This window comes from Photobacterium sp. GB-56, from assembly GCF_003026105.1.
GTDB lineage: Bacteria > Pseudomonadota > Gammaproteobacteria > Enterobacterales > Vibrionaceae > Photobacterium.
On sequence record NZ_PYNW01000007.1, the window covers coordinates 182,265 to 201,923 of the forward strand.

The 19,659-nt window shown below is 39.4% G+C and carries 17 protein-coding genes; 10 read left to right on the forward strand and 7 right to left on the reverse strand.

Annotation, left to right across the window (positions count from 1 at the left end; translation table 11 throughout):
- Positions 1 to 37 precede the first annotated feature (37 nt).
- On the reverse strand, positions 38 to 352 hold the full coding sequence (locus tag C9J42_RS12155) for a cupin domain-containing protein (RefSeq protein WP_107207341.1): 315 nt from the start codon (positions 350 to 352) through the stop codon (positions 38 to 40).
- Complete coding sequence (locus C9J42_RS12160; RefSeq protein WP_199189324.1) at positions 336 to 1,811, reverse strand: PLP-dependent aminotransferase family protein; 1,476 nt, start codon at positions 1,809 to 1,811, stop codon at positions 336 to 338. Before C9J42_RS12160 ends, C9J42_RS12155 begins: the two co-directional genes overlap by 17 nt.
- 91 nt (positions 1,812 to 1,902) lie before the next feature.
- On the opposite strand from C9J42_RS12160, the gene C9J42_RS12165 reads away from it, so the two are divergent.
- A complete protein-coding gene (locus C9J42_RS12165) occupies positions 1,903 to 2,559 on the forward strand; it encodes a pyridoxamine 5'-phosphate oxidase family protein (protein WP_107246472.1) in 657 nt (218 codons plus the stop codon).
- A gap of 80 nt (positions 2,560 to 2,639) precedes the next feature.
- On the opposite strand, the gene C9J42_RS12170 is transcribed toward C9J42_RS12165, so the two are convergent.
- The 3 genes from C9J42_RS12170 to C9J42_RS12180 all read right to left on the reverse strand — a co-directional run bounded on the left by C9J42_RS12170 (position 2,640) and on the right by C9J42_RS12180 (position 6,329).
- A complete protein-coding gene (locus tag C9J42_RS12170; protein ID WP_005366407.1) occupies positions 2,640 to 2,744 on the reverse strand; it encodes a 30S ribosomal protein THX in 105 nt (34 codons plus the stop codon).
- 340 nt (positions 2,745 to 3,084) lie between these two features.
- Positions 3,085 to 4,737 (reverse strand): AMP-binding protein, encoded by a 1,653-nt coding sequence (locus C9J42_RS12175; RefSeq protein WP_107207338.1) that lies wholly within the window; start codon positions 4,735 to 4,737, stop codon positions 3,085 to 3,087.
- A 329-nt stretch (positions 4,738 to 5,066) separates the two neighbouring features.
- A complete protein-coding gene (locus C9J42_RS12180) occupies positions 5,067 to 6,329 on the reverse strand; it encodes a leucine-rich repeat-containing protein kinase family protein (RefSeq protein ID WP_107292525.1) in 1,263 nt (420 codons plus the stop codon).
- Positions 6,330 to 6,586: 257 nt separating this feature from the next.
- Between C9J42_RS12180 and C9J42_RS12185 the strand changes: the two genes are divergently transcribed.
- The 6 genes from C9J42_RS12185 (at position 6,587) to C9J42_RS12210 (ending at position 12,963) form a co-directional block, all read left to right on the forward strand.
- Positions 6,587 to 7,288, forward strand: a complete 702-nt coding sequence (locus tag C9J42_RS12185; protein WP_107287954.1) for a murein L,D-transpeptidase family protein — start codon at positions 6,587 to 6,589, stop codon at positions 7,286 to 7,288.
- 220 nt (positions 7,289 to 7,508) lie between these two features.
- On the forward strand, positions 7,509 to 7,970 hold the full coding sequence (locus C9J42_RS12190) for a TetR/AcrR family transcriptional regulator (RefSeq protein ID WP_045083083.1): 462 nt from the start codon (positions 7,509 to 7,511) through the stop codon (positions 7,968 to 7,970).
- Positions 7,971 to 8,229: 259 nt separating this feature from the next.
- On the forward strand, positions 8,230 to 9,657 hold the full coding sequence (locus C9J42_RS12195; protein WP_107207335.1) for a TolC family protein: 1,428 nt from the start codon (positions 8,230 to 8,232) through the stop codon (positions 9,655 to 9,657).
- A gap of 5 nt (positions 9,658 to 9,662) precedes the next feature.
- A complete protein-coding gene (locus C9J42_RS12200) occupies positions 9,663 to 10,640 on the forward strand; it encodes an HlyD family secretion protein (protein ID WP_107207334.1) in 978 nt (325 codons plus the stop codon).
- 1 nt (position 10,641) lies between these two features.
- Positions 10,642 to 11,811, forward strand: a complete 1,170-nt coding sequence (locus C9J42_RS12205; RefSeq protein ID WP_107207333.1) for an ABC transporter permease — start codon at positions 10,642 to 10,644, stop codon at positions 11,809 to 11,811.
- Positions 11,812 to 12,963, forward strand: a complete 1,152-nt coding sequence (locus tag C9J42_RS12210) for an ABC transporter permease (RefSeq protein WP_107246464.1) — start codon at positions 11,812 to 11,814, stop codon at positions 12,961 to 12,963.
- A 74-nt stretch (positions 12,964 to 13,037) separates the two neighbouring features.
- Here the strand turns inward: C9J42_RS12210 and C9J42_RS12215 are convergent, their stop codons facing one another.
- Positions 13,038 to 13,760, reverse strand: coding sequence for a YebC/PmpR family DNA-binding transcriptional regulator (locus C9J42_RS12215; RefSeq protein WP_005366395.1), 723 nt, complete (start codon positions 13,758 to 13,760; stop codon positions 13,038 to 13,040).
- 366 nt (positions 13,761 to 14,126) lie between these two features.
- On the opposite strand from C9J42_RS12215, the gene C9J42_RS12220 reads away from it, so the two are divergent.
- Together C9J42_RS12220 and C9J42_RS12225 are read left to right on the forward strand one after the other, a co-directional pair.
- Entirely contained in the window at positions 14,127 to 14,909 is a 783-nt protein-coding gene (locus tag C9J42_RS12220) for an IclR family transcriptional regulator (protein WP_107207331.1), read from the forward strand.
- 34 nt (positions 14,910 to 14,943) lie between these two features.
- On the forward strand, positions 14,944 to 15,984 hold the full coding sequence (locus C9J42_RS12225; RefSeq protein ID WP_107261308.1) for an arginase family protein: 1,041 nt from the start codon (positions 14,944 to 14,946) through the stop codon (positions 15,982 to 15,984).
- Positions 15,985 to 16,036: 52 nt separating this feature from the next.
- Here C9J42_RS12225 and C9J42_RS12230 read toward each other — a convergent pair whose 3' ends face one another.
- Positions 16,037 to 17,638, reverse strand: coding sequence for a bifunctional aspartate transaminase/aspartate 4-decarboxylase (locus C9J42_RS12230; RefSeq protein WP_107261305.1), 1,602 nt, complete (start codon positions 17,636 to 17,638; stop codon positions 16,037 to 16,039).
- A 663-nt stretch (positions 17,639 to 18,301) separates the two neighbouring features.
- Here C9J42_RS12230 and C9J42_RS12235 point away from each other — a divergent pair.
- Positions 18,302 to 19,659: hypothetical protein (locus C9J42_RS12235; RefSeq protein WP_107302038.1), on the forward strand; the 1,358-nt coding region annotated here is incomplete at its 3' end.

Below are 19,659 nucleotides of genomic sequence, written 5' to 3' on the forward strand. Positions count from 1 at the left end.
TTCGCTAACATAATGCTGTCTTAGTGTGGTGATCTTGTTAATTAAAAAATACCGCTAACCAAATCGTCAGTTTATTTGGTTCTGTCCAACTTACGCGGTGCTTTTGGTGAGCTGGAATATAAAGGTGATCGCCTTTTTCTATACGTTTAATTTCACCATTGGTAAAACTCACTTCAGCTCTTCCTTCTAATACGATAACCCATTCATTTTCAGATTGATCGTACCATTCATCTACTGGTGTTATATGTCCTTGCGAGACAATGCGCTCAATTCGTACCGAATCGGTTTTAAGTAAGTCGGTAAACTCTTCATTATCAAGTTTAGCGGGTAATTGACTAAAAATATTCATCATGTCTGTTTTCCGTTAACAGGTGGTTGAAGCAAGTTTTCAAGTTCTCAATCAATACTGGTATGTCATCAATGGAGGTATTACCAAAGCCAAGTACAATACCCTGCCAGTTTCGAATAGTATTCGGCAGCTCATAATAACTCAGTGGTCGTACAATAATATTGTGCTTAAAAGCCTGATCACAAAATTGTTTTTCACAGACGTTCTGGTGCCATCTTACGGTAATATGAAGCCCCGCAGCTTGACTGATCACTTCCCATTGCTGGGCAAAACTGTCTTTAATACTTTGGAGCATTTGTTGATGTTTTGCTTGGTATAGCCGGCGCATTTTCCGAATGTGACGAAGCAAGTGGCCGTCATGAATAAACTCCGTCATTGCTAATTGAAGCTGGGCTTGCGTTTCACCGCTGAGAGCATCTTTTATCTCAAGGTAACGAGGAAGAAGAGCTTGAGGGACGACCATATAACCAAGACGAATACTGTTGCACATCACTTTACTAAAAGTACCAATATAGATGATATTCACATTGATATTGGTTTGAGCTGCAAGTCCTTGTAAGGAAGGATAAGGGCGGTGAGCATATTGAAATTCACTGTCGTAATCATCTTCAATAATGGTCACATTATGTTGGCTTGCCCACTTTAGTAATTGGATCCGTTGAGAGATATTAAGTGTTGTGCCTAATGGATATTGGTTGCTGGGGGTAATGTAAATGGCTTTCGCTTTTGTTTTCGATAACTGTTGAAGGTTAATTCCATCGAATGGAGTCACTGAAAGCGGTGCTATTTTTACATTGCATAAGTTAACCACTTTACGCATTTGAGCATAACCGGGATTTTCAACAAGGACTATATCGTTAGGCTGAGTGCTTGCCATTATTGCCATGATTAATGCTTGTTGTGCCCCCGATGTTGAAATGATCCTATCGGCGGTGACATCGACAGAGCGTGATGTTTTCAAGTAATGCGTTAATACTTCTCTAAACTCCCACTCACCTTGTAGATCGTTACAACCAAGAAACTGTGTTCGATCAAACTGTTGTAGATAAAGACGTTGCCACTTTTTTCTAGGAAATGCGGCAAGATCTGGTACGCCAGGAGCAAAGGCATTATTCGTTGTGTTTATTTGTTGTTTGGTTGTGGGTTGTTTAAGTGAATCTTCACTGCTCGTTGTCGTGAGGTAATGATCTGGTAGGGTGGCTGCGACATAAAAACCGCTACCTGCTTGGCTACGAATATAACCTTCAGCAACAAGTTGGTTGTATGTGGCAATAATCGTATTACGACTGACATCGAGTATTTGTGCTAGATGACGAGTTGATGGCAACTTACTGTTCTTCGGCCAATATCCTTGGGTGATTTTATCGCGAATAGCATTAAACAAACTCTGCTGGCGCGAGCCTTGATGATGGCAAAGGGTTAAATCTCCGGTATCAATTAATGTCAAACTGGATCCATCCACTATTCAAAACTGGCTCTTACCTACAGTACCAAAGTTTGATGTTATGTCTATTAGAAGGAAGTGTAATTGTGGATCAATAGGAGAGATTGCGATGTTATCAAGCACAGATAGAACGACGATAAAGAAAAATCCGAATAAAGCCGTTTTCGAGACAGAAAAGCTCTATCAAATAATTGACGAAAGCTTACTTGCACATATTGCTATTGAGCAAAATGAGCAACCTATAGTTATTCCGATGTTGGTATGGCGAGTTGATAATAATATCTATGTCCATGGGGCTAAAAATAGCCGTTTAATTCGTGCGTTAAAAAAGGGGCAACCTTGTTGTTTAACATTTACGTTATTTGATGGTTGGGTACTTGCACGCTCTGCATTTCATCACAGTGCCCATTATCGCTCAGCAATGGTCTTTGGACAGTTTGATGCTATTGATGATAACCAATATAAAAATGCGTTACTGAACCACTTTATTGAGCAAATCGCACCGGGACGAAGTGAATGTGTACGACAAGGTAATGAAAAAGAACTTACTGCGACGGAATTACTCATGATGCCATTAACAGAGGCGTCAGTAAAAATTGGCTGTAATGGAGTAAATGATGATGAACGAGATATGGATTTATCCGTTTGGGCAGGAATTATTCCTTATAAAACGGTGATTGGCCCATTACAAGATGATGAGAAGATGGCAAGTGGAATCGATCAACCTGATTATTCTTTAGCGTATGGAAATCGATGGTATAAATAAACACGATCAGAAAAACTAAGTCCAGATATAGATTACTGGACTTAGTTTTCGGAGTATTAGCAAGATCGATTTAGGTCAAATTATGCTTGATGATGCTTTCTTTGACCTTCTGTCGTTAAACGTGCATTACCATGTGAATGTGCACGACGTTTGCCTTTACATGTTTTCATATCGCCCTTAGCCATTGTAAATCCTTAATTATTAATAGAACAAAGAAGATATTTGTATGATAAATATTTTCTTTATCAGTGCAAGTGACAACTTTGCAGCTAAGTTATTGATACTGTAAATTAAATTATACAAAGTTCGCGTCTTTAATAAGAAATAATGGCAATTGTTTTCGCTATTTAATAAGCAACAAAAGAGAATTAAGGAATGTGCTCATTAGATTGAAAATAACGCTAGCGAGGAGATGAAAACTAGCGCTAATTATTTTAAGTCATTTCTTAACGAGTAAGAAAAAAAGCCTGATAACTTAATGCTGGAAGGCGTTATCAGGCTTTTGTTACTCTATTCTATATAAATTTATTCCTCCCAGCGTACCAATGTATCGCTAGGCCAATCATGTCCAATATCCGAGTATTTTTGCTCGAGTACATGACGTTTAATTTTAAGGGTTGGTGTTAAAATACCATTCTCAATTGACCAAGGCTCTTTGATCATTAACACACCTTTGATCTTTGCGTGAGACTCTAGCTCGCGATTAATCGTTTCTATTACATGATGAACGCGTTTCTCGTAACGTTTACGATCAAAGTTAGGGAAGTGATGCGGGAGTGCTAATAAAATAGGGGCTGGCATTCCAGAACCGACTAAACACATCATCTCGACGTTACTAAGTTCAAACAGACGTTTCTCAATTGGTACGGGCGAGACGAATTTCCCTTTAGCCGTTTTGAAGGTATCTTTTTTACGACCTTGGATGGTGAGGTAACCATCTTCATCAATAAAACCGATATCACCAGTATGTAACCAGCCTTCGCTATCAAAGCTTTCTTTGGTTGCAGCATCATTATTGTAATAACCGGCAAATAGGCCTTTACTACGTACTAATATCTCATCATCTGCGGCAATTTTCAGTTCAACGCCTGGGCCTGCATTACCAACACTACCGACTTTGTCACTACGGTATGGGTGGTTTAATGTGCTATAGGCAAAAGATTCTGTCATACCCCAAGCTTCGGTAATATTGAGGCCAATACTTTCATACCAACGTAATAAACCCGCAGAAACGGGAGCAGAACCACAGCCTAATACTCGCGCTTCGTTAAGCCCTAAACCATCAGCGAGCTTGCGCTTTATTAAGCCAGAAATAAATGGAATCTTAAGTAACAGATTCAGTTTGGCTGGTGGTAGTTTCTCTTGAATTCGTTGTTGGAAAAGCGTCCATAAACGCGGGACAGAAACAAAAATAGTAGGGCGGTGCATTTTTACATCATCGATAAAGGTATCAAGAGACTCAGGAAATGCCACTTGAAGACCAGACATGATGGATGAACCAAAAATGTAAACCCGCTCAGTTATGTGTGCGAGTGGGAGATAAGAAAATAACCGCTCTGTTTCACCTAATCCAATATGATTGATTATTTGATGTGATGCCCAAGCAAAAGCGCCATAGGTCAGCATCGCGCCTTTAGGAAGCCCAGATGTGCCCGATGTATAAACAATCGACATTAATTCATCATCAGTATGTGCTGGACGTTCCTTGCTTGGGGCATGTTGTTCAATCAGCGTAGAAAAATTATATTTCCCTTCAGGTGTTCCTGGGTAGCTAAAAGAGATCGTCGGTATATCGGATAGCTTTTGTGTCACGCTATTGATGGCATCAGGGCTATCAAGTTTACCGATAATCACTAATTTACTGTCACTATGAGTAATGCAATGCTCAATGGTATCAGCCCCAGCTGTTGGGAAAATAGGAACACTGATATAACTACCTAGCATCATGGCCAAATCACAAATAAACCATTCCGCACAGTTTTTAGAGACGAGAGCAATACGCTCGCCCGGTTGGATCCCCAGTGCACGAAAGGCGCTGACTAGACGTAAAGCCTTATCTGCAACATCTGCATAGGTGTAGTCAACAAATTCACGGTTGATAATTTGGCGAAGATAGATATCAGTAGGACGTTCTTCTGCCCATTGTAGGATCATGTCATTGGGTAGCAGTTGAGCCATATTAGTTTCCCTTAAATGGTTTGCTACAAGGATGAAATCGTTCGATGACATCGTTTGTTATTATAATGTTAAATTTAAAGCGTATTTTAGGTGCTAGTCAAGGTGTTGCGTAAGGAAAATCAGTGAGCTAAACAGACAATATTTTAAGTTCTGGTGAGTGACTCGGGTATTTATTATTATAAAATCAATCAATTATTTAAAACGCTTGTATGAAAACAATTCTGATTATTTATAGAATAAATTAATGACTTTGTATCAGATTTGTTAACACGATCATGTTTGTTTTGTTGTTGATAAAGGCGACAATAAAAAAGTACTTTTATTGTCGCTTAAAAAGATGACAACTGAATGTAATTTTGCGCCTTTTGGTAGAGTGTTTGATAACGCGATGACGTGCGATCTTGTGATTCACAAATACTGAGTAAATCTTCAATGAAATAACCTAATGCTCGGTTTTCGATGGTTTTGATTTGTTGCTGTATTATTAGAGGTAAATCATCGTAAATGGAAGCGGCACCAAAATCGCCAACCAGAATATTGGCATGCTCATCAAAGAGGACGTTATGGGCATAAATATCACCATGAGCCACACCTTGGTTTTGCATATGTTCAATCACGTTTGTCATTTGTGACACTATTTTTGTGATTTGCTCAATGGTTAACGTAAAGCCGTTAGGAAAGGTATCGCGTGTACAGGTTTCAAACGTTGGTGGTAAGCCTAAGTTTTTAAAGTGCGCAGGGATTAATGCCATAACAAGTGCTAAATGTTTAGGATCTGTAACGTGTGCTAATGATTGTACAAGGTTTGGGTGGCGACCTGTTTTGAGACAAGCGTTTAATTCATCTTGTGGGTAACCGTCAGACGTCACCTCACCTTTAAAAACTTTAACTGCGATATCTGCTGCCAGTTGATGGGTATTATTTTTCCATTCGGCTAATGAAATAACGCCAGATGCGCCTTGCCCTAGCACTGATCGTAATGTGTAATCATTCGGTACCACTTCAGGCAATGTATTGTTTACCTGCTGATGGCGATTAAAATCATTACCAGAAAAGGCCAGCCACGCGAGTTTTGGCAAATTAAGCAGTTGAGTTGGAAATGTTTGTAAGCGGTTAGCAGATAAACGGATTAACTCTAAATTATGTAGTTGATCCATTGTGGTTGGCAATTCTGTGAGTTGATTACCTGCTAATGCAAGTTTCTGCAGGCGGGGGCGTAATCCTAAACTTTGTGGTAATTGAGCGATATTATTATCGGTTAAAATCAGCCACCGCAGTTTTTGAGGTAACGATGTTTCATCAACGGTAGTGATCTGGTTTGATTTAAACCCGATCATTTCTAAGTTTGGGCAAGCCCCTAAGACCTTCGGTAACTCGGTAAAGCAGTTATTTGACATAAACACAATGCGCAGCTTGGTTAGCTTGGCAAAGTCGTCAGGTAACTGGCTCAGTTTGTTATCCGTTAAATCTAGGATTTCCAAACTATTTGCTAGCGAAAGAATTTCGAGAGGAAATGTGGTTAATTGCTGCGAAATTTTTAGTCGGGAAATATGCGCCAGTTCACCAGAGCGTAGTTGTTCTAACGTATGCAAAATCTGTATACCTAATTATATGAAGAGTATTGTCTCTATTGTACCTTGTGTAGTGTGAATGCCAATTAACGAAATAGCGATAGGTATTTTAATGACTTATCTAGAAGTGTAAATAATGTGCAATATTTTGTTGTAAAAATGTCCACACTATCGGTTGCGCCACGGCAAAACGGCAGTACACTAGCGCCTACTTTTGATGATATCTGTTACTGATTTCGTTTATTTCCAAAGATGACACTGCAAGTACCGAGGGTTTTGTGTTTAAAAAAGCGTTATTGCCATTATTGGTTATGTTCACCGCTGTTACTGATGCTCAAGCAGCCTATTCGTATTCAACTTACCCTCCCGCAGGTACACGAACCGTTGATGATGTAATGAAGCGTTACTCTCCTTTCGTTGAGCCAAGGATGAAACGTTATTTTGAACAAGCAGGTTTATCTTACCCTCCGAAAAATATTGCACTCTTTGCGATGAAAGAAGAAATGTCAGTAGAACTTTGGGCAGAAGAGAAAGGTAAGTGGTCTTACGTTAAGCGTTACAATATCGAGAAAATAAGCGGTAAAAAAGGACCTAAACTACGGGAAGGTGATAAACAAGTTCCTGAAGGTATTTATCGTGTTTCTTTATTGAATCCCAATAGTCGCTTTCACCTTTCGATGAAGCTAGATTACCCGAATGCTTTTGATCGTAAATACGCAAAATTAGAAGGCAGAACGTCTCCAGGTAGTAATATTTTCATTCATGGTAAACAAGCATCGACAGGCTGTTTAGCCATGGGCGATTATAGTATTGAAGAACTATTTTTACTCGCCCAAAGAACAGGGCTTGAGAATATTGAGGTGGTTATTAGCCCACACGACCCGAAAAAAGGGAAGTTGCTGGCGTCAGTGAATCAACCGTTTTGGACCCAGATCCTTTATCGTAATATTGAACAACAAGCGAAAAAGTTTGGTCGCTAATTGGTGGACTGTTCTATTTAGTAAATGGCTTGTAAAGTAAATAATTACATTTGATTTGGCGCTTTTTAACCAGATACAACATGATGTCGCTAAAAATGTGAGTTAGCGCTAGTTAAGGGAATCACATTTTGTAATACTAATACTAGCCACTGATTTCAATGAAGGATAATTATTGAAATCGTACTGTTGCATAAAATGATTACAATAGAGTCAACTCATTATGCCAAAGCGAAGTAAAGAAGATACAGAGATAACCATTCAAACGATTATGGATGCTGTAATTGATCAAATTCTTACCTTAGGTTACGACAAAATGTCATACACCACGTTAAGTAATCAAACAGGGATCTCTCGTACCGGTATTAGCCATCATTTCCCAAAGAAACAAGACTTTGCGCATGCACTTGATGGGCGTATCTATCAGCTGTTTGTAGATAAGCTTGATTTAACAGACGATTTAGCAGCATTTTCTGCAAGCTGGTCAGTTGCGCTTGATGATGAAAAATTCCGTGCAATTTTACGCTTACTCTTCCATCATATTTCTTCTGCAGAAACATCACATGAGTTTGCCCACCGTGGAATTGAACGCTTATTTACTCTTTGTGAGCAGCGTTATGGTCAGCAAAGTATTGATGAATTAGAACGCTTATTAGGGCGCTCGTTGATTCGTTTAGCTCGATAGATCATTATTTGGGTATTTGTTTAATCAATACTATGATGTGATCCCATATTAAACCCGCTTGACAGTGGGTTTTTTTATATCTTTAGTAATAACAATAACGCAATAAGAGTATGCTGTTATTATTCGAATTATCTGAATAATATTCATACAGTTTATCGATAAAGCAAGATGGCTCTATACATAAAAAATTGTTTTGTTTTAGAGTTATTGCTCTAGAATAAAAAAGCATTAAGAAAAACTGGTATCAAAGGGTTACCTTATGAGAATAAAACCATTTATGGTTAAACCACTGGCTATCGCTTTGCTAGCGATCACACCGAGTATTTATGCATCACCCATTGCGTTTAGTGATGCGTGGCATACTGTCGTGACGAAGAATGATGGTTTGGCGGCCGGACGTTCAAGTGTTGAGCAAGCAGAGTACATGCAAGATGCGGCAAGTGACTTATATTTGCCAACTGTGACGATTGGTGCAAATTACACCCGTTTGGATCAAGATGTAAAACTGTCACCTTCAGATTTATTTGGCAGTATGCCTGCATCATCCACAGCAGCGGGGCAAGAATTAACAAAAATTATTGCCGAGCTTACTAAAGTGACAGGCCTAGACCTTAATTCTGCACTAACGTCAACGATTGCAGATCGTGATGTGCTAACCAGTTCTGTTCGTGCTATTTGGCCTATTTTCACTGGTGGTCGTATTAGTGCGGCACAAGATATTGCTAAAGGACAAACAGAAGAAGCGAAATACATGCTTGCCATGATGCAACAGGCTAAATTTGAAGATTTATCCCGCTTTTACTTTGGTGTTGTTTTAGCAAAAAATGTTGTCGAAACACGTAAAGAGGTTGAAGCAGGGCTAAAACGTCATTACGAACATGCGCTTAAACTAGAGCAGCAAGGTCAAATTGCAAAAGTTGAACGTCTACAAGCAGAAGCGGCTTACGATAAAGCAAAAGTTGACGCACAAAAATCAGTGCGTGATTTAGAAATTGCGCAAGTTGCGCTAACAAGACTACTGCAGCAATCGAGTACCACTGTACCTACTACTAATTTGTTTATTAATAGTTCTTTACCGCCCATGTCGGCGTTTATAAATAAAACGTTAGCAAGTTACCCTGGTTTACATATTTTGGATGCTAAGCGTAAACAGGCTGATGGCTTAATTGATGTAGAGAAAGGCAAGTATTATCCAGAAGTCTATTTGTACGGTGATTATAACCTTTACGAAAGCGACTCTCTTGCCGCTAAAATGGCACCTGATTGGGCTGTAGGTATTGGTGTTAGTGTTCCGCTTCTCGACAGCTCTGGCCGTTCAGGTAAGGTAAAAGCGGCGCATTCGATGGTGACACAAGTGAATCATTTACGTGCGCAAGCTGAGCAAGATCTGACTGTGTTAGTTGAGAAAACCTATCGAGAAGCTAATCAAGCAGTCGAAGAATATAACGGTTTACAATCGAGTCTTGCATTAGCAAAAGAAAATATTCGTCTACGAGAAAAAGCGTTTAGCCAAGGGTTATCAACGTCACTGGATGTGGTTGACGCTGAACTGTATTTATCCGCCGTTAAAACCCAGCGACTTGCTGCGGCCTATCAATATGTTATGTGTTTAACTCGTTTACTTGCGGTAAGCGGTGAAATGAACACCTTTAATAATTATCAGAAATATCAAGGTATAGAGGTTTAATTGTTATGAGTAAGTTGAAGTCTATAGCAGTAGCGGTTCCTGTAATTGCTGTTGTGGGTTGGTTGGGTTACACCTTCTGGCATGCTTACCAGCCTCAACCTGAACGTATGCAAGGTCAGATTGAAGCGCAGCAATATAATATTTCCTCAAAAGTACCGGGGCGTATTGACCAAGTACTTGTTCGTAAAGGCGATGAAGTTAAACCGGGACAACTTATTTTTACCATTTTAAGTCCGGAAATTGATGCCAAGTTAGAACAAGCGAAAGCAGGTGAGCAAGCGGCTGGTGCGTTGGCAGAAGAAGCGGAAAAAGGCGCGCGACGTCAGCAAATTGCAGCTGCGGAAGATCAGTGGCGTAAAGCGACGGCGGCGGCGAAATTGATGAAAACGACTTATGTCCGTGTCAATAACCTTTATAAAGATGGCGTGATTGCAGAGCAAAAACGCGATGAAGCTTTCACACAATGGCAAGCGGCACAATATACCGAAAGTGCAGCATACCAGATGTATGAGATGGCCAAAGAAGGTGCACGAGTAGAAACGAAGCGTGCAGCACAAGAGAAAGTGAAAATGGCTGCAGGAGCAGTGGCCGAAGTAGAAGCGTATGTTGCTGATACCAAGATCTCTAGTTGGCACCAAGGGGAAGTTTCACAAGTGCTGCTGCATGATGGTGAACTAGCACCACAAGGTTTTCCTGTGGTGAATATTATTGATATTAACGATGCGTGGGCTGTCTTTAATGTGCGAGAAGATAAGCTAAAAGATTACCAAGAAGGTAAAGAGTTTAACGTAACCATTCCTGCATTAGGTGATAAAACCTATTCATTTAAAGTAACACACGTTGCGGTAATGGGTGATTTTGCTACGTGGCGTGCAACAGACACGGCGAAAGGTTTTGATATGCGTACGTTTGAAGTGGAAGCACGTCCAACACAACCAATTGATGGCTTGCGCGTAGGCATGAGCGTGATTGTAGAGCAGTAATATGAATAGCTTTCAGTATGTGAAGCAAGAATGGCGAAACATATGGAAAGATGGCTGGTTACGAGCATTAACACTGTGGTTACCTGCGGTGCTATTTCTCACTATGTGGGCTATTTTTTCTACGGGTATAGCGCATAACTTACCTGTTGGTGTTGTCGATCTTGATCATAGCCAGTTGTCTCGTCATTTTACTCGTTATGTGGATGCCAGCCCGACAATGGCTGTTACACGTCAATTCACGAGCCCAGATCAGGGCAGTGAAGCGATGCGAGCCAATGAAATCTATGCCATGGTGGTGATCCCAGATAATTTTGAAAAAGACACCAAGCTTGGTTTTTCGCCACAGATCACCACGTTTTATAATGGACAATTTATTTTAATAGGTAAATTGATCAACTCTGCAATGCTGCTGGCTGAAGGCACATTCAATGCAGGGGTTGAAACCGTTAAGAATATGGCGACAGGGGCACCAGTGCCGTTGCAAGCGATGGGGCAAGCGGTGCCTATTCGTGGGCAAATTACACCGCTATTTAACAGTAATAGCCATTATGGACAATTTTTGGTTTCTGCCATTATCCCGTCTATCTGGCAGATCTTGATTGTGGCCACAACGGTATTAGCTATTGCCTATGAAGCGAGAACACAAGGACTATGGAAGTGGTTACAAACGTCACCTGTTTCTAAGTTACTGGGTAAATTAGCTGCTTATACTGGGTTATTTTTGATCCAAGGCTTGCTGTTCTTGTGGTGGATGTACGTAGCATTGGATTGGCCGATGCATGGTGATTGGCATATCTTGATTGTCGCGCAATTGTTAATGGTGCTGGCGTGTCAAAGTATGGGGGCTTTTATCTATTTCCTTGCGATGGAAGTACCACGTGCCATGAGTTTTGCCGCGGCATTTACAGCCCCTGCCTTTGCCTTTATGGGGATCACTTTCCCTGCCACTGATATGCCTGTAATTGCCAAAATGTGGCGTAGCTTACTACCTGTAAGTCATTATATTGAAGTGCAATTACAGCAAGTTGATTATGGGACGGGGTGGTATCAGGCATCTCATCAATTGTTTGTTTTGTCGTGTTTTATGGTTGCAATGGTATTAGCAGTGATGTTGATGTTATTCCATCGCCGTAAAGCATTAAGTGGCGATGCTGTAAAAGGGGATGCCTAGATGAGCTGGTTAAATTTATTTAAGCATGAACTAAAAGCCATTTTTACGAATGTTTCTTTGGTGTTTACAGTATTTGGCGGCGTAGTTTTTTACTCGTTCTTATATCCGCTACCTTATAGCAATGAGATCCCTCGCGATCAGAAAGTTGCCGTGGTTGATCTTGATCAAACCCAGATGAGTCGTGAATTGATCCGTATGGCTGATGCCACACCCCAGGTTCATATTACTCAGCACTTAGGCAGTATTGATGCGGCAAAACAAGCGTTACTTGATCGTCAAGTAGAAGGGATTTTAGTGATCCCCCATGATTTCTACAAAGACGTGATGTTAGGGACTAGCCCAACACTGGCATATGCAGGTAATGCGGCATTGTTCTTGGTATACGGTACCATTGTGGAAGGATTAAGCGCTGCAGGCACTGATTTAGGTGTAAAGGCGAAGATAAACCATCTTGTTTTAAAGGGGGATAACTTCGTTCAAGCGACCGAACAGTACAGTGCAATGAAGTTAAACATGCGTCCAGTGTTTAATGTCACGATGGGCTACATTAACTATGTTGTTCCTGCTGTTTTTGTATTGATCTTACATCAGACATTGTTAATTGGTGTCGGTATGGTCGGTGCATCAGAAAATGAAGCGCGGGCGGCAGGTAAAAGTGGTTATTGGTCTGAATATCCAGTATGGATGATTATGGCGGTAAGGGCGTTTATCTTTGTCGTGATTTATTTGGTTTTAGCCGCGTACTATTTCGGTTTTACCTTCACCTATTATGGAGTAAATCGACTGGCGTCTATTCCTGATCTTTTTGCCATGACGATTGCCTTTTTGTTAGCGGTAATCATGTTGGGAATGGTATTAGGACAGTTGATTCCACGTTCTGAGTTAGTCACGCTGGTGGTGTTATTAAGCTCATTACCTTTAGTGTTTACCGCAGGCTTTATTTGGCCAACCTCTGAATTGCCAACATTACTACGAGAGTTAACCCAGTTAGCACCGTCAACGGCTGCTATTAATGGTTTTCTTGGTTTAAATCAGATGGGCGCAAGCTTTGCTCAAATGATTGGTTGGTGGCAGCAATTATGGTTACAAGCATTAGGTTTTGGTGCTTTAGCATTTTGGTTAATGTCACGAGCACGAAAGGCAAGTCGTTAAGCCAATAATAATTCAGCAGAAACAAAAAAGGTCACCATTAGGTGACCTTTTTTATATCAACAGCAAACTAAATATTAGTCAGCCATTTCTGCATTGTGGTAAACGTTTTGTACGTCATCACAATCATTCAATGCATCAAGGAATTTCTCGAACATTGCGATGTCGTCGCCAGCCAATTCAGTCATTGTCTGTGGAACGAAAGAAATTTCTTCAACATCTAATGTTACTTCTGGCATTGTTGCTGCAAGTGCATTTTTAATTTTGAAGAATTCTGTGTGAGGAGCGTAAACAGTGATCACGCCATCTTCACATGTGATGTCAGTCACATCAGCATCTTCCATCATTAGATTCTCAAGAACAGCTTCTTCATCTGTGCCTTTGAATTCAAATACTGCTTGGTGTTCAAACATGTGGCCAACAGTACCTGGGCTACCAATTTTTGCATTGTTTTTAACGAATGCTTGGCGAACGTCCATGAAAGTACGGTTGTTGTTGTCAGTTAGACAGTCAACGATAACCATGCAGTTGCCAGGACCAAAACCTTCGTAACGTGCTGTTGAGTAATCTTCACCGCCGCCACCTTTAGCCTTATCAATTGCTTTTTCGATAACGTGGCTTGGCACCTGATCTTTCTTCGCTTTTTCAATAAGACGGCGAAGTGCTAGGTTAGCATCTGGATCAGGGCTACCGTTCTTAGCACAAACGTAGATCTCTTTACCGTACTTTGAGTAAACTTTGATCTTAGCGCCTTGGGTTTTTGCCATAGACAATTTGCGTACTTCGAACTTTCTTCCCATGAGGAATCACTCTCTTTTACTATGTGTGACGGTCAATTTTGCAAGGATTTTACCAGTAACCCTCCTATTATTACTAGCGTGATCTGCTATTTAGCATAGAAAAGCGTCTTTTTTCTCACTTGATTGACGGTGAGGATCTCGGAAAAGTTACATCTTTTTTATTACTGTGATAATGCGTTGATCTTTAATTAACAAATTGAAACGCTATTTAAATGTTTATTAGACCGATAAATCCCATAGGGTAAGAAAGTTTCTTGATAGTAATTCAGTAAATATAAAGTGTTTAATATTAGGTTTCTTATATTGCGGTAATTAATTGAGTATTATTTTATATAATTCTCATCATGTAAGAATTTAATTTGCAGTATGGTTTTTTATTGGTTAAAAGTAATTATCATACAAAAAGAAGAAGCCAACACCGTGACAAATTCACTCAGTGCTAATGAAAAGCTGTTGCAAGTATTAATTCACATTGCAGCTTCACCTTTCCCTCTGCAAGCTCAGCAGTTAAGTGTCGAAATGAATATGCCTATTAGTAGTTTATACCGCTACTTAGCATTACTAAGAGATTGGAATTTAATCGAAGAAAATCACGGTCAGAATACATACAGTGCCGGGCCTGCGGCATTGCAATTACAACGTAATTTTCAGATTAACTCACCATTACCAGATGGTGTTCGACCGATATTGAAACGTTTGCAGCAACAAACGGGTGAGATGTCGGCATACATGGTGCCTGTTGGCTTTAATGCTTTGTGTGTCGATAGCATTGATAGTCCATACACTTTACGTTGTAGCTATGAAAAAGGGCAGAGCCAACCTCTTATCCGTGGTGCTTCATCAAAAGTTATTTTGGCGCATTTACCCCTTTCTCGCCAATTACGTATTTTGAAGCATTACGAGATCACAGAGAAAGAGCAATTAGACGCATGGTTAACAGAGCTTGATCTGATTAAACAAGATGGTTTTGCTATTAGTACGTCTGAAATTGACCAAGGTGTTTCTGGTGTGAGTGCGCCCGTTTTTATCGGTAATAAAGTGGCTGGCGCAGTGAGTGTCATGGCACCAGCTGAACGTATCAATAGCCGTAAAAATAAAATTGTTATGTGTGTCTTACAGGCTGCTCGCGCTTTACCACCACAACATTAAATTACAACGTTTTTGATCAAAGGAAGATAAACGTATGTTTGTAGATCATTTAAAAAAATTATTTAAAACTGATGATGTTAAGTCTCGTATTCCACATCGATCACATACGTTAATTTCTCCTTATATTGATCAACGAGAACAAGGGATTGTTTTACTCGGCATTATTTCTGATCTTAGTATTGGCTGGAATCGAGGTCGACAAGGGGCGAAGGAAGGACCAGCAAGTATTCGACGTATTCTTCCCAGTACACATTCGCATTCAAAGCTGCCCTTTTATGATGCTGGCGATATAGAACTGGTTGATGACGATACAAATTTCTCATCATTAAGTGATAAGCAAGCGCAAGTTGTACATGGTTTACTCCATTCTGGGCATTTCCCTATAGTGTTAGGGGGCGGTCATGAAATATCTATTGCAAGTTATCAAGCGTTATCTGATTTTGCCGATGATAAAGCAAAAATACATACCGAATGGCAAGTAGCTAAATCGATACCTGATAATGTTGTTGCTTTATCGGCGACGCAAGAAGATCCAACGATGAGTTATCAGCCTTGCCAAGCGCGTGTTGGGATCATCAATTTTGATGCACATTTTGAGTTGCGACCAACCTTGTCTGTTCGTTCTGGTTCGGCTTTTCATTCTGCATTATGTTATAGCAAGGAGCATCACCGAGATTTTCATTACCTTGGTTTAGGTATATGCGATCGTGCTAATTCACAAGCAATGTTTAAATTGGCTGAAGATTTGGGGTGTGAGTGGTTGCTTGATAACCAAATAACATCACGCAATAAAAAAGCAGTACAAACCAAAATTGATAAATATATCGATAGTGTTGACGTTATACAGTTAAGTATTGGGCTTGATGTATTTTCTGCATCTATTGCACCTGGTGTGAATATGACCCAAATGCAGGGGGTTGGTTTACCTATGGTCGAATGGGCAATTAAACATATTATGGCAAGCGGAAAAGTAAAGTTAGTTGATATCGCTGAGCTCAATCCTGAATATGATTATGCTAACCAAACCGCGAAATTAGCGGCAAAGTTGATTCAACTTATATCTCGATGCTTATAGTATAATAAGCCACCATATATAACAGATGGTGGCTTATTATTAATGATGTATGTCAACCATTAAACTCATCGTGATAGCTCATTACCATATTATTAATGTTATCCATTAAGGTATCGTATTTCTCATTATCTAAGTTGGCGAGAGATATACGAATGGACCATTGAGGAGCATCAAAACCAGCTCCTGGCATCACGATGATCGCATTTTCTTGAGCGAGTCGTACAACAAAATCTAGTGCGTTGTACGTTTTGGTTAACCACGTTAAGAATTTCTCACCATAAAGTTCATTAGCAATTCGTGCTATATCAATCTCAACATAATAAAACACGCCATTAGGATTATCTTCTGCAACCACTGGTGTACCTTTCATATGTTCCATTAAATGATGATAGCGGTCGCGAATGATATTTTTAGCGTCTTGTTTGTACTGCTGTTCATTGTCCATGAGTGAGAATACAGCAAAAAGTGACATTTGAATTTGCTGCGGTGTTGATAGCCCAGCAGTATGGTTTAAAGCTACTGCTCGACTATCTGAGACCAAGCGATCAATAAACTTCATACTATTTGGATCTAAATTAATATTTTTGTAGCGTTCAAACAGTGTATGTTTAACTTCATTTGATTGTTTTCTTAGTAACTCATCTAAAATATTATCAGGTTGGATACCGATAACACCTAAACGCCATCCTGTTGCACCAAAATATTTAGAGAATGAATAAACAAGTATCGTATTATGAGGAACGATCATTGCCAGTGAGGTAAAGTTATCGGCAAACGTGCCATAAACATCATCAGTGATAATAATAAGATCTGGACGTTGTTTAACAATATTTGCAATTTTAGTTAGCGTTTCATCACTCAATTTTACTGAGGGTGGATTGCTAGGGTTCGTTACAAAGAACGCTCTAATGTTTGGATCTAGTAATTTATTTAATTCAGTATCGGATATTTGCCAGATAAGATCCTCACTAGCTTCAATCTCAATACGGTTTAGCGCATAGTCTTCAAGATCCGGAATTTCTATATAAGGCGTAAATATCGGTGTTGCAATCGCAATACTATCACCAGCACATAATAAGCGATTACTTTTTAAGGTATTAAAGATATAAACAATCGCCGCAGTGCCGCCCTCAACAGCAAATAAATCAAATGGGCTTTGTGGCAAAGTATTTTGATTATCGCAAAGCGCACTACTTAAATATTGTTGTATAATGCATTCTGCGTGTTTAAGCATTCTATCTGGAACAGGGTAATCATCACCTAGTACCCCATTGGTCCATTCAAATACAATCTCGTCAGGATTAATCGCTTGATTCGTCTTAAGATAATCAATAGCATTGAGTAAAAATGTTAACCCATGATTATTTTGATTTTCTGTTTTAAAACAAAATTGTTGTAAACGTTGGAAGATGCCAAGCTTATCTGCTGTTCCGCCAAAGTTATCATAATTTTTAAATTTTAAGTTAGCTTCACTCAGTGCAAATAACCCTAATTGAAAAAAAGCCTCACGAGGTAAGGTTGCTACCCAATTAGGATTGCCACGACCAGCGTCTATTAGGGCAATGTCGGATTGCGATGAAGCCAATGTTAGTAGTGTGTTTTTAATTTCAAAAGGACTCAGTTGACTGAGTTTTTGTTCATCTAAGGCATTCATAATTTATATTATTGATCAGTTAGTTAAAGTTAGAAATAACTGGCTTATAAAGAGCCAGCAAAATATTTGTTATACACAGATGACTGTGAGTACGTGTATTGGAACACTATTACCTTTTTCTATCAAAGTGGAAAATCAGGGGTGGCTCTGCGACTACCAGCAATTAACGCTAAGGTTTAATTGGATTTTTCTTTTGTCAATTACAAGACCTAAAGATATTGATAAGGATAGTGAAATTAATGCGTAGGCTTTTAATTACTCCGTAACTACGTTCATAAATTCATGTTGAATAAATAGCTCATTTAAATTACACCTAAGGTTTAAAGTTATATAGCAACAAAAAAAAGAAGTTAAATATCATTAATATTGCGATAGATAATTTTTATACTGTATTCAGTGAATTATTGGCTAGTGATAACCAGTGAGTAACTTATGTCTTTTGCGAATTCTTGGTAGATAATTATGCTGAGATAATGATCTGAAAAACTCGGTCTTGTTATTTATAAAGTGTGAGATTGTTTCAATAAAATTCGTTATGAGTCGCATTTTTTTACTTTTACATGAAAAGATAAAATAAACTCTCTTTTAATGAACTTATCAATGATGAATTATCAATAAGTTTTATCGTGTTGATAAGAAACTTGGCTAGTTAAAGGAGTTAACATGAAATTGAAGCCACTCATTGTAGCAATGGGGTTTGCCACGGTTCCACTTTCAGGGTGTGGTAGTGATTCTGATGGAGAAATATCAAAAACAAAAGATCCAATACCAGAATCAGCTGTAACGTCAGATGTCTATTCTATTAAAGCTGTGGATGGATATTTAAGAAATGCTGAAGTGTGGCTTGATATTAATGGCAACTCTTTACACGATAAAAATGAACCATTCGCAATATCTAAAGATGGCGGTGTCGCTGATTTAGATGTTTCAGGTATAGATAACCCTGAACAATATTCTGTAATGGTTAAAGCAATTGCTGGCAAAACTGTCGATGAAGATACAGTAACCGAGACCAATAAAGCTGGCGTTCCTATTGCAAAACCTTTCGTATTATCAGCACCTGCTGGTGAATCTATTATCTCACCTTTGTCTACGCTTGTTCAGATCAATATGAATAATCAAATGACAAAGGAAGAAGCATTAGCAAAAGTTGCTCAAGATTTAAATATTGAAACAAGCACCATTCTTTCTGATTATGTAGAAAGTAACTTGGGTGACGTTGCATCTAAAGCAAATGCCATTGTTGAGTTAGGTATTGTTCCAGAGTCTGCTGAAGAACTAAAACAAGATATTCAAGAACTTGAGAATAAGCTATCTGAACATGTAGAAACGATAAAACAAGTTGTTGCTGGTCAATTAATTATAAAGGATGAGGACGGTAAAGCAGTTATTGTCCCTAATGCTGATAAAGATGACGATGGCATTATTGATGCTAAAGATGCTTTTCCTGATGATTCATCTGAGTGGTTAGACACTGATAGTGATGGTATTGGTAACAACAAAGATACCGATGATGACGGTGATGGTGTAGCTGATGCTGATGATGTGTTCCCGCTCGATAGCACAGAATCAGTAGATACCGATAGCGATGGTATTGGTAACAACAAAGATACCGATGATGACGGCGATGGTGTAGCTGATGTCGATGATGCTCTCCCTCTAGATAAAACAGAGTCCGTTGATACTGATGGCGATAGCATTGGTAACAACAAAGATACTGATGACGATAATGATGGTATCGCTGATGCTGATGATGTGTTCCCGCTCGATAGCACAGAATCAGTAGATACCGATAGCGATGGTATTGGTAACAACAAAGATACCGATGATGACGGCGATGGTGTAGCTGATGTCGATGATGCTCTCCCTCTAGATAAAACAGAGTCCGTTGATACTGATGGCGATAGCATTGGTAACAACAAAGATACTGATGACGATAATGATGGTATCGCTGATGCTGATGATGTGTTCCCGCTCGATAGCACAGAATCAGTAGATACCGATAGCGATGGTATTGGTAA